This window comes from Nonomuraea rubra (assembly GCF_014207985.1).
In the GTDB taxonomy this organism is placed as follows: domain Bacteria; phylum Actinomycetota; class Actinomycetes; order Streptosporangiales; family Streptosporangiaceae; genus Nonomuraea; species Nonomuraea rubra.
In genome coordinates this window covers 670322-689136 of the sequence record NZ_JACHMI010000001.1, presented here as the reverse complement: position 1 = coordinate 689136, position 18815 = coordinate 670322, and the positions used below count along the sequence as shown (strand labels likewise).

Genomic DNA, 18815 nt, shown 5'->3' with positions numbered 1-18815 from the left:
CGCAGCAAGTCCTCCGCATTCATGACCGCAGAGCCGATCTTCTACGACGCCGGTTGCGGGCGCTGCGCCGGACGGTCAGCCGAGCCAGGCCGCGATCTGGGACATGGCGGTCGCGGACCAGCCGAGCTTGAGGTGGTTGAGCGGGAGCGTCGCCGTGGCGGCCCGGTTCGCGAGGCCGTCGGGCGCGGTGCAGCTCGCCACGAAGACGGCGCCGTCGGACGGTCCTGTGTGCTCGTTGTGCAGCAGGGCCATGTCCGGCATGTTGCCGCACAGCTGGTAGACCGGCACGCTCGACGGTGTCCCCGCGTTGATGAGGGGTTGCACGAGCGAGCCTCTGTCGATGGCCCACTGGATGCCGCGGCCGGCGGTGTAGAAGCCGGTGCCGCCGTAGTAGGTGGTGTACCAGTCCTGTTCGGCGGTGGACAGCGGGTAGACGTTGTCCCAGCGGTAGAGCATGTCGTCGGAGCCGGGGTAGGCGGTGCCCTCGTAGCTCAGGTCGGGGTGGTTGCGCCACAGTCCGTAGCAGACCATCTGGGTGTGGGGTGCGGGTGCGTTCAACGAGCCCCCGCATTCCGGAAATATCGCGAAATCGTGGGTCCAGCCGTGCCGGTAGCCCCAGTCGAAGCCCTTGTTCGGCCCGCCGACGAGGATCAGCTTCCTGACGCCGCCCGCGTAGGCCGTGCCCCAGGACTTGCGCAGCGACGAGACGTACATGCGGGCGTTGAACGCGCCCTTCGACCAGCCGATCACGTCCACCTGCGCGGCACCGGTCTTCGCCCGGATCCTGGTGACGGCGTCGTGGATCTGCTCGGCCCAGTAGTGGCCGTCCCCCGTGACATGCGGGAAGCCGATCGCGAACACCTTGTAGCCCTGGCCGCTGAGGTGCTGCATGAGGCCGGTGGTGGGGCAGCTCGCCTGGCCGCAGCCGTACGAGCCGGCGGCGTTCGGGTTGGCCCAGGCCAGGTCGGCGGTCTGGTTGGCGCCGTGCACCAGCAGCACGGGCGTGCTCTTGGCGCCCGTCTGCCAGCCCGGCGCGTGGTACAGCAGGAACCGCGAGGAGTGCGGGCGGGCGACGTCGCCGAACAGGCGCCTGGTCTGTCCCTTCTGATCACCCCGCCCGTCGGGCGGGTAGGTCTCGGCCTGGAACGCGGTCGAGCCGTCCCGGTAACGCTCGACGAGCGCCCAGCCGTTCTCCAGGCCCGAGGTGTAGGTGGCCTCCAGCGTCACCGAGCGCGTCGCGGTCGCCGCGGCGGGTGTCGCGAGCAGCGCGCCGGCTGCCAACCCGAGGGCCGCGGCCATCCGTGTCCACGAACGTCGTCCCATCAGACCTCCCATGTAGCCGAGATGAGTCAAGTTCGCCCGATCCGGAGGTACCGGTCAATGTGAGCCGCCCCCATAGCCGGATGAGACGGCGTGGCCGGGCCACGACTCGGCCCGGCGCCGGGCGACGTACGTCGATCGATCGGAAGGCGGTCAGGCCAGGGCCGGAGCGCGCTCCTCCGCGGCGGCCAGCACCGGGTAGTCGGTGTATCCGAGCTCCCCACCCCCGTACCAGTACTCCGCGCGCACCGGATTGAGCGGCGCGCCGCGGCGGAACCGTTCGACCAGATCGGGGTTGGCCAGGAAGGCCCGGCCCAGCGAGATCAGGTCGGCGCCGGCCGCGAGCAGCCGCTCGCCCGCGTGACGCCCGCCGTCGGCGGGGAGCGGGGTCGGCCAGGGCAGTGCCGGGTTGGCGATCAACGCCGCCGGCCAGTCGGCGCGGACGCGGTGGAACAGGGGCTGGGCGGGGTCGGCGAACACGACATGCAGATAGGCCAGGCCCATGTCCGCCAGCGCGCCGACGAGCGCGGGATAGACGTGCTCGATGTCGTGCTCGCGCATGGCGTTGGCCGTGACGCCGGGTGCGATGCGCAGGCCCACCCGCGCGGGACCGATCGCGTCGGCCACGGCCTCGACCACCTCGACCGCGAACCGGATGCGGCCGGCCGCCGAGCCGCCGTAGGCGTCGGTGCGGTGGTTGGTGACCTCCGACAGGAACTGGTGGATGAGGTAGCCGTTGCCACCGTGCACCTCCACCCCCTCGAACCCGGCGTCGATGGCCCGCCGGGCTGCGGCGGCGAAGTGGGCCACGGTGGATCGGATCTCCGCGACGGTCATCGCGCGGGGCACGACCCCCGGCCTGGACCCGGCAGGGGTGTGGATCGGATCGGGGAACGCCACCGGCGAGGGGGCGAGCGGCGTCAGCCCGGTGGTGTCCGGGTGGCCGATCCGGCCGCCGTGCTGCAACTGCAGGAACATCGTGCCGCCCGCGGCGCGCACCGCGCCGGTGACGCGCCGCCAGCCGGCCACATGCCTGTTGTGGTAGATGGCGGGAATGTCGGGATAGGTCTGCCCGACCGCGTTCGGCGTGGTGGCCTCGGCGATGATCAGTCCGGCGGACGCGCGCTGGGCGTAGTACGTCGCCATGATCGGCTGGGGGACGCCGTCGGCCGACGCGCGGTTACGCGTCAGCGGCGCCATCACCAGCCGGTTGGGCAGGTGCAGGGAGCCGAGCCTGGCGGGCTCGAACAGGCGGGAGGTCAACGCTGTGCTCGACATGGTCGTCGTCCGATCTCTCATGTTCCGTGGGCGATGACGACTGTGCTCCTGAGCGCTTCGGAGCCCCTGATGGTCCGCTGATGGCCCGCCGACCGGCCCTGTGTACGGTGACCACTGTGTGGTTCGGAGTGCTTGGCCCGCTGATGGTGCGGGACGACGAGGGCCGGCCGATCAAGGTTCCCGAAGTCAAGGTCAGGGCGCTGCTCGCCGACCTGCTCGTGAACGAGGGACGGCCGGTCGGCGCCGATCGGCTCATCGAGGACCTGTGGGGGGCGGAGCCGCCGGGCAACCCCGCCAACGCCCTGCAGGCCAAGGTCTCCCAGCTGCGCCGGGCCGTCGGCCGCGACCGCGTGGCCTACCAGGCGCCGGGCTACGTGCTGCGCCTCGGCCCCGCCGACCAAGTGGACGCGGACCGGTTCCGTGCCCTGGCCGCCGGGGCCCGGTCCGCCGACCCGGCGACGCGGGCCGCGCTGCTCGCCGAGGCGCTCGAACTGTGGCGCGGGCCGGCGTACGCCGACTTCGCCGACGAGGAGTTCGTCCGCGCGGCGGTGCACCGGCTGGCCGAGCAGCGCCTCGCCGTCGTGGAGGAGCAGGCCGAGCTCCGCCTCGCCGCGGGCGACCACCTCCTGCTCGCCGGGGAGCTCGCCGATCTGGTGGCCCGTCATCCGCTGCGCGAGCGGCTGCGCGCCGTCCAGCTCCGGGCCCTCTACCTGGCCGGTCGCCAGGGCGAGGCGCTGGCCTCGTACGAGGAGCTGCGCCACCGGCTGGCGGACGAGTTCGGCGCGGACCCCGGCCCTGAGCTGGCCGAGCTCCACCAGGCGATCCTGCGCCAGGACGCGCCGGATCGTCCACGGGCGAACCTTCCCGCGCAGCTCACCACCCTGATCGGGCGTCGTCATGCCCTGGAGGAGATCGACAGGCTCCTCGCCGGTGCCCGCCTCGTCACGCTGATCGGGCCGGGCGGGGTGGGCAAGACGCGGGTCGCTGTGGAGGCGGCGGCGCGAGCGGGCGGTTCGCGGTTTCCCGATGGGGTCTGGCTGGTCGAGTTCGCCGGCCAGCGCGGGGGCGTGGCGGACCTCGCGCAGGCCGTCGCGGCCACGCTCGGCGTGAGCGGCGACGTCCCAGCGGGCCCCGGTACGCCCGCCGACCGGCTCGCCGCCGCCCTGCGCGAGCGCCGGATCCTGCTCGTACTCGACAACTGCGAGCAGGTCGTCGAGCCGGCCGCCGAGCTCGTGGACCTGCTGCTGCGCGCCGCGCCCGGGGCGCGCGTCCTGGCCACCAGCCGGGAGCCGCTCGGCCTGGCGGGCGAGACGCTGTTTCCGGTCGAGCCGCTGCGGCCTGACGACGCGATCCGGCTGTTCACCGAACGGGCCACCGCGTCCGCCCCGAGCTTCACCCTCGACGGCGAGATCCGCGAGGCGGTGGCCGAGATCTGCCATCGCCTCGACGGCATCCCGCTCGCGCTCGAACTGGCGGCGACCCGCGTGCGGGGCCTGGGCGTGCGGGAGCTGGCTGCGCGGCTCAAGGACCGGTTCCGGGTGCTCACGGCCGGGCAGCGGGGTGCCCCGGCACGGCAGCAGACCCTGCGGGCGGTGATCGACTGGAGCTGGGAGCTGCTCGGCGAACAGGAGCGGATCGTGCTGCGCCGCCTGGCCGGGTTCGCCGGCGGTTGCACGCTGGACGCGGCCGAGGCGGTGTGCGCGGGGGCCGGCCTGCCCCGCGAGGAGGTGCTCGACCTGGTGACGCGCCTGGTCGACCGGTCGCTGGTCGTCATGGCCGACAGCCCGGCGGGGCCGCGCTACCGGCTGCTCGAATCGGTGGCCGCGTACGCGATGGAGCGACTGCGCGAGGCGGATGAGCTCGCCGGCGTCCGCGAGCGGCACCTGCGCCACTACCTGGACCTCGCCGAACAGGCCGAGCCCCAGCTCCGCGGCGCGCGGCAGCAGGCGTGGCTCGGCCGCCTCGACGCGGAGGCCGCCAACTTCCGGTCGGCGCTCCAGGAGGCGGTCCTACCGGATGCGGCCGCCCGGCTGGCCACCGCCCTCTGCTGGTGGTGGCTGCTGCGCGGCCGGCTGAACGAGGGCCGCCGCGTGTTGTCGGCGGTGCTCGACGCCGTCCCCGAGGCCGCCGAACTGCGGGCGCTGTCGGCGGTGCTCGGTCTCGGTGCCGCCGAGCTGCGGGTGCTGGAAGGTGCGTTCATGCTGCTGACCGGCGACCGCTCCCGCCCGAAGCCGCCGTCCCACGAGGAAATCACCGATCCTGTACGGCGGGGCCGGGCGTTGTGGCTGCACGCGTACGGCCTGTTCCACGCCGGGCTCCCGGACGCCTGCGAGGAGGTCAGCGCCCAGGCTCTGGGCCTCCTGGCCACCGATGACTGGGGCACCGCCGCCGTACTCGGGCTGCGGGCCATGAACGCGCTGGCTCGTGGCGACCTCGACACCGTCACCCGGGACGGCCTGCGCGGCGCCGCGCTCTTCCGCGAGCTCGGGGACCGCTGGGGCGAGTTGCAGACCGTGTCGCCGCTGGCCACGCTCGCCGAGATCAAGGGTGACTACCCCGAGGCCGCCCGCCGCCAGACCGAGGGGCTGCGCATCGCCGAGGAGCTCGGGCTGGCGGCGGAGGTCGCCGCCCGCCTGTCCGGGCTGGGCCGGCTGGCGCTGCTCTCCCATGACTGGGATCGCGCCCGTGACCTGCACGAACGGGCCCTGCGGCTGGCCGTGGAGCAGGGGTACGTCTACGGCGAGGTGCACGCGGTCATGGGGCTCGCCCTCGGCGCCCGCCGTTCCGGCGACCTCGACGCGGCGGAGGCGCACCTGGCCCGGCTCCGCGACGAGCTCGTGTCCTCGCCGGCCGGCGAGCACCTGCTGCTCGTCGAGCTGGGCTTCACCGCCGAACTGCGCGGGGACGCGGCGCGGGCCGCCGACTGCCAGTTGCGCGGGCTGGAGGTGGCCCGTTCGATCGGGGAGCCGCGGGCCGTGGCCCTGTCCTTCGAAGGGCTGGCGGGCGCGGTGGCGTTGTCCGGGGACGCGGGCCGCGCCGGGAGCGCGGTGCTCCTACTCGGTGCGGCGGACGCGGCGCGGCGGAGCGTGGGCGCGCCGCTGCCGCCCGCCGAACGGGGTGACGTGGATCGGATCACGGCGGTGACCAGGGCTCTTCTCGGTGAGGACGCGCATGCCGAGGCGTTCCTGCGTGGTGCCCGACTGGGTGTGCAGGAGGCCGCGTCCCTCGCCAGGTCGTTGTTGCCCGACGTGTCCTGACTGTCCCGGTCGGGGACACGTCGGCAGCGTCAGCTCGCCTTCGTGGTGGAGCGCCGGGCGTAGGCGCGGGCGGCGCGGGCGCGGTCGCCGCAGCGGGTGGAGCACCAGTGGCGGCGGCCGTGGCGTAGCAGGTAGCGGTTGCAGGGGGTGGAGCCGCAGGCGGTGAGGCGGCCGGCGTCGGGGCCGGTCAGCAGGTCGGCCGCGTTGGCGGCGAGGGTGGCCAGAGCGCGGTCGAGGATCTCGTTGGTCGGGCACGGGATCGCGCGGAAGGGGCCGCTCTTCTCGTCCCACTGGAGCAGAGCGGCCGCGGGAGCCCTGGTCAGCGCGTCGTTGACGGCGGACAGGGCTGCGGGATGGGGCGGCAGCCCGCCGACGCGGGCGGCGAACAACGCCCTGAGGTGTTCGCGCAGCGATCGTAGCTGCGTCGCGCACATCTCCTGCACCCCGGCATCGGCCGGAGCGAGGCCGCGTTCGGTGAGCCACCGGTTCGTCGCCTCGGGCGTGCCGAGGAGATCGACGAACTGCCCTCCAGGAAGCGCGATGGCGCTGTTCACGAAGTCGATGGCGAGGTAGTCCCCCGCCCCTGGCGCGGGCGGCAGCACGGGCTCGGCGCTCATACCTCTCATGGTACGGCTTGCGTTCATCCGTGATGCACCGCTACCGTCCTTCACGGATGAATTACCTTCTATCCGTGAGGCATTGATGAACCCCGACCAGATTCCCGTCCGCGTCCTCGGCGGCCCCACCGTTCTCTTCGAATACGGTGGCCTGCGCTTCCTGACCGACCCGACTTTCGACGCTCCCGGCGTCCACCTCGTGCCGGGCGGCCAGTTGACCAAGACGGCGCCCTCCGCCGCCACGCCTGCCGAGCTCGGCCGGGTCGACGTGGTCCTGCTCTCCCACGACCACCCGGACCATCTCGACGGCTCCGGCCGGGAGCTGCTCTCCGGCGTCCCGCTCGTCCTCACCACGCCCGCGGCCGGGCAGCACCTGGGCAACGGGGCCAAGGGGCTGGCCGACTGGGAGCCGGTCGAGCTGGACCGTCCGGGTGGCGGTGTGATCACCGTCACCGGTGTGCCCGCCGTCCACGGACCCGGGACTCGCGAGGAGGTCGAGCCGGTCACCGGGCAGGTGGTGGGGTTTGTGCTGACCGGCGAGGGCCTGCCCACGGTCTACATCAGCGGCGACAACGCCTCGCTCGACGCGGTCAGGCAGATCGCCGAACGCTTCGGCCCGGTGGACACCGCCATCCTCTTCGCCGGAGCTCCCCGGTTCCCCATGCTCTTCGACGGCGCGCTGATCGTGCTCGACAGTGCGCAGGCCGCCGAGGCCGCCGGGATCCTCGGCGCCCGGCGGGCGATTCCCGTTCACTACGACAGCTGGGCGCACTTCACCGAGGGCCGCGACGATCTGGTGACCGCCTTCACCGCCGCGGGGCTGGCCGACCGCCTCGACCTGGGCGACCGGCTCGCCCCGCATGACCGCCTCGCTCCGAATGACCGCCCCGATCTGGGCGACCGCCTCGATCTGGGTGAGCGGCGATGACGTGTGGCCGATCAGCTCCGGCCCCGGCGCGTCCGAGCGGAAGAGGTCGCACGTGACGGCCGGCGTCCCCGCCCGGATCGACGACCTTCCGCGCGTTCGGGCACAGCGCCGCGCTCTGATCGTCCTGGCCGCCACCCAGGTTCTCAGCGGTGCCGGGCTGGCGGCCGGCGTGACCGTCGGCGCCCTGCTCGCGCAGGACCTGCTCGGATCCACCAGCCTCACCGGGCTGGTCAGCGCGCTGGCCACCGCCGGCTCCGCGCTGGCGGCCGTTGCCGTCGGGCGCGTCTCACAGGCCCGCGGGCGCCGTCCCGGCCTCGCGGCCGGTTACCTGGCCGGCGCTGCCGGGAGCGCGGGGGTCATCGCCGCCGCCGCCCTCGGCAACGCCGTCCTGCTGTTCGTCTCGATGTTCGTCTACGGCGCCGGCACGGCCACCAACCTGCAGGCCCGGTACGCGGGGGCCGACCTGGCGACGCCCGCGCGCCGCGCCCGTGCCGTGTCCACCGTGCTGGTGGCCACCACCATGGGCGGCGTGGCCGGCCCCAACCTCGCCGCCTCCACCGGCGACCTCGCGCACGGTCTCGGCATCCCGCACCTGGCCGGGCCGTTCCTGCTCGCCGGCGCCGCCTACGCGCTCGCCGCCCTGGTCCTGACCGTCTGGCTGCGCCCGGACCCGCTCCTGCTGGCCCGCACCCTGCAAAGCGAACGCGCCGACCCGGCGCTCGACGAGCACGAACGTTCGGAGACCGCGTACGGCGAGCACGCACGTACGGACACGGCGCATGGCGAGCACACGCGTACAGACAGGGCACACGGCGAGCAGGCACGGAGAGACACAGAGCACGGCGACGTCGGCCGCCGGCCAGTGGCCACAGGGCGGAGCCCCGGCGTGCCGGCCGGGGTGCTGATCATGGTGCTCACCCAACTGGTCATGGTCGCGATCATGACGATGACGCCCATCCACATGCACGGCCACGGCCACGGCACCGCCGCCTCCGGCCTGGTCATCGCCATCCACATCGGCGCGATGTACCTGCCCTCACCCCTGAGCGGCTGGCTCGTAGACCGCTACAGCCATCTCACGATCGCCGTCACCGCCGCGCTGGCCCTGCTGGCCGCCGGAATCGTCGCCGCCACCGCCCCCGGCGGCTCCGTGGCCTCGTTCGCGGTGGCCCTGGCACTGCTGGGCCTGGGCTGGAACCTCGGCCTCGTGGCCGGCACCACGATCATCACCGACTCCGTCCCGCTGGCGGTCCGGGCCAGGAGCCAGGGCCTGGTCGACCTCTCCATCGCCATCGCCGGCGCCGTGGGAGGCCTGGTGTCCGGCTTCCTCGTCGCGGCCGCCGGCTATCCGGTCCTGGCAGTCGGTGGCGGCATCCTGGCGCTGGCCATCGTGCCGGTGGTCATCTCCACGGCACGCGGCCGAAGAGCACCTGGGGTGACAGATCGATGGTGATCGCGCCAGAATGCGGCAGCGTCTACCGCGACTGGAGGAGCTTCCGATGCGCCGATCCCTCGGGTTACTCGCCGCAGCCACCGCCCTGGCCACGATCGGCACGCCACTGAGTACGGCGCAGGCCGTCACGGCGTCCGGAACCGGCGCCGCCAGAGTGGGAACGGCGCAGGAGAACCTGGTCGTGCGGCTGGTCAACGCCCGGCGGGCGAAGAAGAAGGGATGCCGGGCGCTCAGGCACCACCCGCAACTCCACCGGGCCGCCCGCGGGCACTCGGCCGACATGGCGGAACAGGGCTACTTCTCGTACACCTCCCGCGACGGCCGAACCTTCACGGACCGCATCAGGGAGGCCGGCTTCACCGGCGGCACCCGCTTCGCGGAGAACATCGCCAAGGGCCAGCGCACCCCGGCCGAGGTCGTGCAGTCCTGGATGGACAACTCCGGAACCAAGGCCGCCATCATGGACTGCAGGTTCACCTTCATCGGGGTCGGCGCGGTCGAGGACTCCGATGGCGCGATCTACTGGACCCAGGACTTCGCCGCCAAGCGACCCGCGTCGCGGTGAGCCGCGCGTTCACGCCGGTCCGGGCCGCCGAGCCGCGCTTGGTCACGCCGGGCCGGGCCGAGCCGCGCTAGGTCACATGTCGGCGATGAGCTTGTTCACCCGCTCGTCCACGCTGCGGAACGGATCCTTGCACAGCACGGTCCGCTGCGCCTGGTCGTTCAGCTTCAGGTGCACCCAGTCCACGGTGAAGTCGCGCCGCTTCTCCTGCGCCCTGCGGATGAACTCGCCGCGCAGCCGCGCCCGGGTGGTCTGCGGCGGCACCGACTTCGCCTCGAAGATCTTGATGTCGGGGGCCACCCGCTCCACGGCCCCGCGCCGCTGCAGCAGGTAGAACAGCCCCCGCTTGCGGTGCACGTCATGGTAGGCCAGGTCGAGCTGCGCGACCCGCGGGGACGACAGCGGCAGGTCGTACTTCTTGCGGTAACGCTCGATCAGCTGATGCTTGATCACCCAGTCGATCTCGCGGGAGACCAGGTCCAGGTCCCCCGTCTCCACCGCGCGCAGCGTGCGCTCCCACAGGTCCAGCACCCTGTGGGTGACCGGGTCGCCGCCGTGCCGGTCCACGAAGTCCTTGGCCTTGCCGAAGTAGTCCTGCTGGATCTCCAGGGACGACGCCTCCCGCCCGTTGGCCAGGCGGACCCGCCGCCGCCCGGTCATGTCGTGGGAGACCTCGCGGATCGCCCGGATCGGGTTCTCCAGGCTCAGGTCGCGCATCACGACGCCGGCCTCGACCATGCGCAGCACCAGGTCGGTCGCGCCGACCTTGAGCAGCATCGTGGTCTCGCTCATGTTCGCGTCGCCGACGATCACGTGCAGGCGGCGGAACCGCTCGGCGTCGCCGTGCGGTTCGTCCCGGGTGTTGATGATCGGCCGGGACCGGGTGGTCGCCGACGACACGCCCTCCCAGATGTGCTCGGCACGCTGCGACACGCAGTACACCGCCCCGCGCGGGGTCTGCAGCACCTTGCCCGCGCCGCAGATGATCTGCCGGGTGACCAGGAACGGGATCAGCACGTCGGCCAGTGCCCCGAACTCGCCGTGCCGGCCCACGCAGTAGTTCTCGTGACAGCCGTAGGAGTTGCCGGCCGAGTCGGTGTTGTTCTTGAACAGGTAGACGTCGCCGGCGATGCCCTCCTCATGGAGCCGCTTCTCGGCGTCCACGCGCAGGCCCTCCAGGATGCGCTCCCCCGCCTTGTCGTGCGTGACCAACTCGACCACGTTGTCGCACTCGGGCGTGGCGTACTCGGGATGGCTGCCGACGTCCAGATAGAGGCGGGCGCCATTGCGCAGGAACACGTTGCTCGACCGGCCCCAGGACACGACCCCCCGGAACAGGTAACGGGCCACCTCGTCCGGGGACAGCCTGCGCTGGCCCCGGAACGTGCACGTGACGCCGTATTCGGTTTCCACGCCAAAGATGCGGCGATCCATTACCTCACACTACTCTGATCCTTCCCGCGCCGGCGGTGGGGATGATCTCGGCCGCGAACGGCGGGCGGCCAGCTCGACCCGGATGAAGAGCACCACCAGCACGACCATCACGACCGACGGCGCCACGAGCCAGAGCCAGCGCTGGGCCCACCAGGCGGCGGTCGGCTCCGCCGGCAGGGTGCCGCCCAGCCCTTCGTAGGCCCACAGCACCACCAGGTACGCGGTCATGTGCCAGAGAAAGATGGTCAGCGCGCCCACGTTGAGTGCCACCACCGGCTTCCAGGCGGCCGGGTGGCGCAGCAGGCGTTCGGCGGCCGGCGTGATCAGGACCAGCAGCCCGAGCTGGAAGACGGCCAGGGCGGCGATGGCGGCGTTGGTCGGGAAGATGTTGGATTCGACGCCGGCGGTGGCCACCATCGAGGCGGGGTAGCCCGCCACCGCCGTCAGCCCGGCCAGCCCCGCCAGTCCTGCCCCGGCGACCGCGAGCCGTTGCGCCAGCGGCCGCCGCCCCAGCTCCCAGCCGCGCCAGGCGTAGCCGAGCTGGTGGCAGAACAGCCACACCAGGCCGGCGGTCACCCAGCCCGCCCAGGCCAGGCCGGCGCCGCGGTGCGCCACGCTGCCGAGGGCGATCAGCAGGACGAGCACCGCCAGGACCCTGGCTCCGTAGCGGGCGTCCAGGCTCGCGGTGATCGGCACCACGGCGATCAGCAGGCCGTACACGACCAGGAACCACAGCGGCGTCAGGTAACCGGGGAACCACTCCCCCATCCACCGGTGCGGGCCGGGCAGGGCGGCCGCGACCAGCTCGCCGGCGAGCCAGATCAGGGCCCAGACGGCGGTCGGCCAGAGCAGCCGGCGCAGCCGGCTTCGGACGAACCCGCCGGCGGTCGTCCCGCGGGCCTGGGCCCGCTGCCAGCCGACCAGGTTGGCGTACCCGCCGACCAGGAAGAACACCGGCATGATCTGCAGCACCCAGGTGGCCAGCCAGCCGCCGGGCACGGCGTGGATCGGGTTCGGCATGGTCAGGCTGCCGTCGGCGGTGCGGTGGGTGACCGACAACGTCCAGTGCCAGAGGGTGACGACCACGATGCACAGCGCGCGGGCGGCGTCGACCACCCGGTCGCGGGACGCCGGCGTGGCCGCCACCAGCCGGTCCAGCGCCGATCGTCGGTCCGTGGCGGGGCGGGGCCGCCGGTCCCGGCGTCCGGCGCTCAGCGGTACAGCTCCTCGATGTCGGCCGCGAAGTCCTTGTGGACCAAGGCCCGCTTGACCTTCAGGGTGGGGGTCAGATATCCGTTCCGCTCGGTCAGGTCGACCGCGAGGATCCGGAACCTGCGGATCGACTCGGCCCGGCTCACCATCGTGTTGGCCTCGTCCACGGCCGCCTGCAGCCTGGCCAGCAGCTCCGGATCGTCACGGAGGTCGGCCGGGCCGGCCTGCTCGGGCCTGCCCGCGGCCCGCTTCCACGACGCCAGCGCCCCGGCGTCCAGGGTGATCAGCGCGGCGGTGTACGGCCGCCGGTCGCCGACGACCACCGCCTGGCTGATGAGCGGATGGCTGCGCAGGCGGTCCTCCAGCGGCTCCGGGGCCAGGTTCTTGCCGCCGGCGGTCACGATGATCTCCTTCTTGCGGCCGGAGATCGTCAGGAAGCCGTTCTCGTCCAGGGCGCCGAGGTCGCCGGTGAGCAGCCAGCCGTCCTCGGTCAGGGTCTCCCTGGTCTTCTGCTCGTTGCGCCAGTAGCCCTGGAACAGGACCGGTCCCTTGATCAGGATCTCGCCGTCGTCGGCGATCCGGATCTCGACCCCGGGCAGGGGCGGCCCCACCGAGCCGATCTGCTGCGCCTGGGGCAGGTTCACGGTCGCGGCGGCGCTGGTCTCGGTCAGCCCGTAGCCTTCCAGCACGGTGATGCCGATCCCGCGGAAGAAGTGGCACAGCCGTACGCCCAGCGGCGCCCCGCCGGAGATGGCGTAGCCGACCCGGCCGCCGAGCGCGGCCCGCAGCCGCCGGTACACCAGCCGGTCGGACAGGCGGTGTGCCAGGCGCAGGCGCAGTCCTGGCCGCCCGTCCTCCAGCGCCTGGCTGTACGCCACGGCGGTCCGGTCGGCCCAGTCGAAGATCCTCCCCTTGCCCTGGGCGTGGGCCCGCTTCCGGGCACCGTCGTGGACGCGCTCGAACACCCTGGGGGCCGCCAGCAGGAACGACGGTCGCAGGGCGGCCAGGTCCTCGGTCAGCCTGGCCCGGTCGGCGCTGTGCGCCAGGCACACGCCCCGCTCCACGCAGGCCACCTGGATCACCCGCGCGAACACGTGTGCCAGCGGGAGGAACAGCAGGGTCGAGGCGTCCCGGCCGAAGATGCTCTCCAGGCTGTCGATCGCGGCGCGGGCCTCGTACAGCAGGTTGCCGTGGCTCAGCATGCAGCCCTTCGGGCGGCCGGTGGTGCCCGAGGTGTAGACGATCGTGGCCAGGTCGTCGGCCGACACCGTACGGCGGCGCTCGCGCAGCCGGGCGTCGTCCACGTCCCGCCCGTCCTCGCGGAGCCGGTCCAGGCCGCCGCCGTCGATCTGCCACACCTGCGGCGGCCTGGGCAGGCCCCCGGCCGCTTCCTCGACCAGGCGGCGATGCGTCTCCTGCTCGGCCACCACGGCGACCGGGCCCGCGTCCTCCAGCACCCAGCGGATCTGCTCGGCCGAGGAGGTCTCGTAGATCGGGACCGGCACCGCCGCCACCGTCCACAGGGCATAGTCCACCAGCGTCCACTCGTAGCTGGTTGCGGCCAGCAGCGCGACCCGGTCACCGGGCTCTATCCCGGCGGCGAGGAAGCCGGCCGCCAGATCGCGGACGTCGGCCGCGAACCGGCCGGCCGTCACCGGCCGCCAGCCTTCGTCCGACCGGCGCTTGAACAGGACCAGGTCACCGTTGACCCGATCGTCGGCGAACACCACGTCGGCGAGCTGGGTGTCGGGGGCAACGGTTATCGGAGCGGGGATCGTAGAGACACCCATCGTCCATCTCCCTGTGCAGAACCGGCCAACCGGGCGGCGGCGAGTAGCGGCCCATAAGCCTGTTTCCCCAGGTCATCACGTGCACACCTGCGATCAGCGACCGGAGCCCTGCCGGGTTCGTGCCACGCGCAGCACAGCGGCACCGCATAGGTACGAGAGCACCCCGCCCCATGGCAGCCCGGTCGGCCCGTGGTAGCCGGGCCCGGAAACGGCGACGAGGAGCAGCCCGGCCAGCACGGCGGCCGATCCGAGCACGGTCGCGCCATCGCGCCACGGACCGCGCTCGGCGGGACGCGGCGCCGACCGGCGCAGTTCGATCCGCCCGAAGAGGGCGACCAGGACGCCGAGGGCGAGGGCGCAGGCCGCTATCCACGGCACCCGCCACAGCAGCCACGCCGTGGAGTGCGGCGGCGGCTGTGCCAGGACCCCGGTCGGGAACAGCAGGGCGGCCGCGACCGCCGCCGCCGTCATGTGCCAGAGGAACACGGTCAGGATGACCGCGTTGACCGCGATGACCGCGCTCCACGGGCCGGTCCGGCGCAGCCATCGGTTGGCCGCGGGTGCGAGGGCCAGGACCAGTCCGATCTGCGTGGCGGCGAGCGCCATCAGCGCCAGGCTCGGCGGGGCCGTGTTGTACCCGACCATGCCCACCGGGTACGGGCCCACCACGGTCAGCCCGATCAGGGCGACCAGGCCGCCGGCCACGACCGCGAGCGCCTTGCCGCGGCTCAGCCGCAGGAGCCCGTCCCGCCAGCAGAAGCCGAGCTGGTAGATCGCCATCCAGGCGAACAGGTAGGTGCTCTGGCCGACGACCGGCACGTGCAGGCCCCTCCGCAGCAGGTCGGCGATGGCGACGAGGACCACCATCGCCACCGGGGCGGCAAGCCCAGCGCGGCGGTGCAGCGCGTGCAGCAACGGCGTGAGCACCACCAGGACGAGGTAGGCCAGCAGGAACCACAGCGGGATGGAGGCGAGCCACGCCGCGTGACCGAGCAGCTGGCTGTTCACCCCGGCCGCCGTCGCGGCCAGGGATGCCAGCGCCACCACCAGGAACAGCGCGGTCGTCGGCCGGAGCAGCCGGTCGGTCCGCCTCAGCACCCAGCCGATGCCGTCGCCGCCGGAGGCGCGGTGCGAGGCCATCGAGGCGCCGCCGGCGTAGCCGCCGACCAGGAAGAAGATCGGCATCACCTGGAACAGCCAGGTGACCGGGTCCATCCAGCTCAGGATGTCGAGCGCGTTGTACCCGGACAGCCGGCCGTCCCGGTAGGTGACGGCGACGACGAACCAGTGCCCGAACACCACCAGGCAGATGGCCAGCGCGCGCCACATGTCGACGCTGCGCTCGCGACTCTCCGGCGTACGCGCCGCCAGGTCGCGCACCATCGCCGCCAACCCCCGCATGACTGCAACCCTCGCCCACCATGGATCATCGCGCGCACTTGTTGAGCCTGTCCCCGTGACCTGCGGTTTCTAACCTTCGGCAGGCAGCCGCAGATCGTCGGTCCAGCGGATTTGACCACAAATACCGCAGCGGGTTGACGACAGGATGTAGGGGGCGGTCCCTACTGTGCGGGGTGGAGATCGGGGCACGGGCGGACGTGCCGATCTTCACCCACCTGAGCAGGAGGACCAGATCGTGCACGCCCCCAGAGCCCCGTTGACGGAGCGGTGATGGCGCCCGTTCGCATCGCAGCAGTCGCCGCGGCGGCTGCCTTCTTCATGAGTCCGGCCCTCATGGGCTCGCCGGCCCACGCCGTCCAGCAGGCGCCTCCGGCGGAGGCGGAGCGCACCGACACCGAAGCCGGCGCCCGGCGGGCCGCGCTGCGGTCAGGTGAGCGGGTCGAGGTCGGCTCCCTGCGCACCGAGACCCGCACCGTCTACGCCACCCCCGAGGGCCGTTTCGTGCTGGAGCAGCACGCCCGCCCGGTGCGGGTGCGGCAGAACGGGCGCTGGGCCGAGGTGGACACCACCCTGCGCCGCCTGCCCGACGGGTCGGTGGCGCCGGTGGCGACGGCCGTGGGGCTGCGCTTCTCCGGCGGCGGGAAGGCGCCGATGGCGACGGTCGCGCGCGGCGCCAGGTCGCTCGCGCTGTCCTGGCCCGGCGAGTTACCCGCGCCGGTCCTCGACGGTCCCACCGCCACCTATCCCGAGGTGCTCAAGGGGGTGGACCTGAAGGTCACCGCCGACGTCGACGGCTTCTCGCACGTGCTCGTGGTCAAGTCCCGCCAGGCTGCCGCCAAGCTGGGCAAGCTGCGGTTCTCCCTCGGGTCGGAGGGCCTGAAGGTACGCGAGGGCAACGGCGGCGGGCTGCAGGCGGTGGACGAGGCGGGCGCCGAGGTGTTCGCCGCGCCCACCCCGCTGATGTGGGACTCGCCGGGCAGCAGCGCGGCGGCCAGGGCGGTCGAACCCGGCAGGGGCGTACCCCCGGGGTCCCGGCACGAGGCGATGGGCCTGGAGGTCAGCGGCGAGACGCTGGAGCTCACGCCCGACCAGGCCATGCTCAGCGACCCGGCCACGCGTTACCCGGTCTACCTGGACCCGTCCGTGTCGGCGCCGCGCGGCGCCTGGGCGGCCGTCTGGCAGCGGTACCCGAACACGAACTACCTGAACGCCGCCGACGTGGCCAGGGTCGGGCACGAGAGCCAGACCGGCCACACCAACCGCTCGTTCTTCCAGCTCAACAACGGCAACGCCATCCACGGCAAGCAGATCATCAGGGCCACGTTCCGCATCTACGAGGACTGGTCGTGGTCGTGCAGCCCGCGCCCGGTCGAGCTCTGGCTCACCAGCATGATCGGCAACACCACCACCTGGAACAACCAGCCGGCCTGGGTGACGTGGCTGGACACCGAGCACGTGGCCAAGGGCTGGGGCGCGGGCTGCCCGCCCGGCGGCGTCGAGTTCGACGCCACGCATGCCGCGGCGCGCGCCGCCGCGGAGAACTGGCCGCACATCACGCTCGGGCTCCGGGCCGCCGACGAGCGCGACACGTACGCGTGGAAGAAGTTCAACAGCAACCCCGTCCTCGTGATCGAGTACAACAGCCCGCCGGCCACGCCCGCCGCCGCCGACGTCTGGTCCGACCCGGGCGGCGCCTGCACGACCGTCGCGGGGACGGCGACCCCCGGCTGTACGCGCGGCTGCACGACGGCGACAACGCGGTGCGCGGCCGCTTCGAGTGGTACGACGGCGACGCCAGGGTGGGCGAGTTCCTCACCGCCTCGGCCGGCTCGGGCAACGCGTTCTACGCCACCGTCCCGGCGGGGGCGTACCAGGACAGATCCACGATCCGGTGGCGCGTGCGCGCCGAGGACGGGATCACCGCCGGCGGCTGGAGCCCGTGGTGCGAGCTCCGCGTCGACACCACCGCCCCGGAACGCGAGCCCGAGGTGAGCTCGGCGCGGTACCCGGAGAACGCCTGGGGCGACGGGGTCGGCCGGGCCGGCTCGTTCGCGTTCGGCGCCAACGGCGTCACCGACGTGACCGCGTTCGTGTACGGGCTCAACCACGAGCCGGACACCGAGGTCGAGGCCGCCGACGGCCGCGCCGCCGTCGAGATCACCCCGCAGGAGGAGGGGCCCAACGTGCTCTCCGTCCGCGGCAAGGACGGCGCGGGCAAGCTGGGTCCGATCCGCACCTACGTCTTCAACGTACGGGCGGGCACGGCCCCCGCCGGCCACTGGTCCTTCGACGAGGGCCAGGGCGGCACGGCGGCCGACTCGGCCGGCGACCATCCGGCGACGCTGGCCGGCGCGGGCTGGACCGAGGGCAGGCAGGGCGGCGCGGTGCGCTTCACCGGCCAGGGACAGCACGCCGTGACGGGCTCCCCGATCGTGGCGTCCGACCGGAACCTCGCGATCTCGGCCTGGGTGCGGCTCGACACGCTGCCCGCCCACAACGCCGCCGCGGTCGCCCAGGACGGCGAGCTGCACGCCGGCCCCTGGCTCGGCTACCGGGCCGCGTCCCGATCGTGGTCGTTCAACCTGAACCACACCACCGGCACGTCCCAGCCGGTGTGGGCGTACAGCGCGCAGGACACCGCCAAGGCCGGCGTGTGGACGCACCTGACCGGCGTGTACGACGCCGCGGCCAAGAACATGTACCTGTTCGTCAACGGCCGCCTGGCCGCCGGACCCGTCAAGTACCACGGCGGCGCCGGACCCGCGGGACCGCTGCGGTTCGGCGAGGCCCAGTTCCAGGGGAGCATGGTCGACCCGTGGCCGGGCGACGTGGACGACGTGCGGGTCTGGGACCGCGCCGTGGTCCCCGAGGAGATCGCCGGCCTGGTCAACGGGGCCAAGACGCTGACCGCCCACTGGACGCTGGACGGGACCGGCGAGGACGCCACCGGGGGGACCGGGCCGCTCACCCCGGGCGGCGGCGCGGCGTGGACCTCCGGCTGGCTCGGTGACGCGATCACGCTGGACGGCGTCGCCGGCCACGCCGCGGCGGGCCAGGCGGCGGTGCGCACCGACCAGAGCTACACCGTCTCCGCCTGGGTCCAGCTGGACCGCCTGCCCGCGTCCGACGCGGTGGTCGTCTCCCAGGGTGGCAGCCGGACCAGCCATTTCTCGCTGGGGTACTCCTCGGCGGGCCGCTGGGGGATCGGCGTGGCCAGTGCCGACACCGACAACCCCGGCGCGTGGGCGGCCCTGTCGGACGCGGTGGCGTACCCGATGGAGTGGACGCACCTCGCGGGCGTCTACGACGCCCCTGCCGGGAAGGTGCGCATCTACGTCGGCGGGCAGCACGTGCCGTCCACCGATCTCGGCTACGTCAGCACCTGGAACGCTGAGGGCCCGCTCCAGGTGGGCCGCGGGATGTCCGCCGGAACGGTGGGGGGCCACTTTCCCGGCGCGATCGACGACGTCCGCGTCTACCAGGGCGCGCTGAGCTCCGACGACATAGCCCGGCTCGCAGCCGGATAACCCCTTCCGCAGTCCCCGGGTCACCCCGCGCGGGTG

Annotated in this window: 13 protein-coding genes; 6 read left to right on the top strand and 7 right to left on the bottom strand. The window is 73.1% G+C overall.

All coding sequences use genetic code 11. The features are described from left to right. Nucleotides 1–75: 75 nt before the first annotated feature. Both HD593_RS03140 and HD593_RS03135 read right to left on the bottom strand, forming a co-directional pair. Nucleotides 76–1323 carry an esterase/lipase family protein gene (locus HD593_RS03140; RefSeq protein WP_221524590.1) on the bottom strand — a complete coding sequence of 416 codons (1248 nt, stop codon included), beginning with the start codon at nt 1321–1323 and terminating at the stop codon, nt 76–78. Nucleotides 1324–1473: 150 nt separating this feature from the next. Further along, a complete protein-coding gene (locus tag HD593_RS03135; RefSeq protein ID WP_185100625.1) occupies nt 1474–2598 on the bottom strand; it encodes an alkene reductase in 1125 nt (374 codons plus the stop codon). 116 nt (nt 2599–2714) lie between these two features. On the opposite strand from HD593_RS03135, the gene HD593_RS03130 reads away from it, so the two are divergent. Then, entirely contained in the window at nt 2715–5855 is a 3141-nt protein-coding gene (locus HD593_RS03130) for an AfsR/SARP family transcriptional regulator (protein WP_312903326.1), read from the top strand. 29 nt (nt 5856–5884) lie between these two features. On the opposite strand, the gene HD593_RS03125 is transcribed toward HD593_RS03130, so the two are convergent. Beyond that, on the bottom strand, nt 5885–6472 hold the full coding sequence (locus HD593_RS03125) for a CGNR zinc finger domain-containing protein (protein ID WP_246546233.1): 588 nt from the start codon (nt 6470–6472) through the stop codon (nt 5885–5887). An 85-nt stretch (nt 6473–6557) separates the two neighbouring features. On the opposite strand from HD593_RS03125, the gene HD593_RS03120 reads away from it, so the two are divergent. From HD593_RS03120 to HD593_RS03110, 3 genes are read left to right on the top strand one after another with little or no spacing between them, the layout of a single operon-like run. Further along, complete coding sequence (locus HD593_RS03120) at nt 6558–7400, top strand: MBL fold metallo-hydrolase (protein ID WP_185100623.1); 843 nt, start codon at nt 6558–6560, stop codon at nt 7398–7400. Further along, nucleotides 7351–8853 (top strand): MFS transporter, encoded by a 1503-nt coding sequence (locus tag HD593_RS03115; protein ID WP_185100622.1) that lies wholly within the window; start codon nt 7351–7353, stop codon nt 8851–8853. Before HD593_RS03120 ends, HD593_RS03115 begins: the two co-directional genes overlap by 50 nt. Before the next feature lie 46 nt (nt 8854–8899). Continuing rightward, a complete protein-coding gene (locus HD593_RS03110; protein ID WP_185100621.1) occupies nt 8900–9418 on the top strand; it encodes a CAP domain-containing protein in 519 nt (172 codons plus the stop codon). Between the two features lie 72 nt (nt 9419–9490). Here the strand turns inward: HD593_RS03110 and pafA are convergent, their stop codons facing one another. The 4 genes from pafA to HD593_RS03090 form a co-directional block, all read right to left on the bottom strand. After that, complete coding sequence (gene pafA / locus HD593_RS03105; protein ID WP_185100620.1) at nt 9491–10849, bottom strand: Pup--protein ligase; 1359 nt, start codon at nt 10847–10849, stop codon at nt 9491–9493. A gap of 9 nt (nt 10850–10858) precedes the next feature. Beyond that, nucleotides 10859–11995, bottom strand: coding sequence for an acyltransferase family protein (locus HD593_RS03100; RefSeq protein WP_312903325.1), 1137 nt, complete (start codon nt 11993–11995; stop codon nt 10859–10861). A gap of 65 nt (nt 11996–12060) precedes the next feature. Next, on the bottom strand, nt 12061–13851 hold the full coding sequence (locus tag HD593_RS03095) for an AMP-dependent synthetase/ligase (protein ID WP_185100619.1): 1791 nt from the start codon (nt 13849–13851) through the stop codon (nt 12061–12063). Nucleotides 13852–13944: 93 nt separating this feature from the next. After that, a complete protein-coding gene (locus tag HD593_RS03090; protein ID WP_246546227.1) occupies nt 13945–15252 on the bottom strand; it encodes an acyltransferase family protein in 1308 nt (435 codons plus the stop codon). A 270-nt stretch (nt 15253–15522) separates the two neighbouring features. Here HD593_RS03090 and HD593_RS61035 point away from each other — a divergent pair, with 270 nt between their 5' ends. Both HD593_RS61035 and HD593_RS03085 read left to right on the top strand, forming a co-directional pair. Beyond that, entirely contained in the window at nt 15523–17244 is a 1722-nt protein-coding gene (locus HD593_RS61035) for a DNRLRE domain-containing protein (protein WP_246546224.1), read from the top strand. After that, the gene (locus HD593_RS03085) at nt 17151–18779 is read left to right on the top strand and encodes a LamG domain-containing protein (protein WP_312904428.1); all 1629 of its coding nucleotides are present in this window, start codon (nt 17151–17153) and stop codon (nt 18777–18779) included. Before HD593_RS61035 ends, HD593_RS03085 begins: the two co-directional genes overlap by 94 nt. Nucleotides 18780–18815 lie beyond the last annotated feature (36 nt).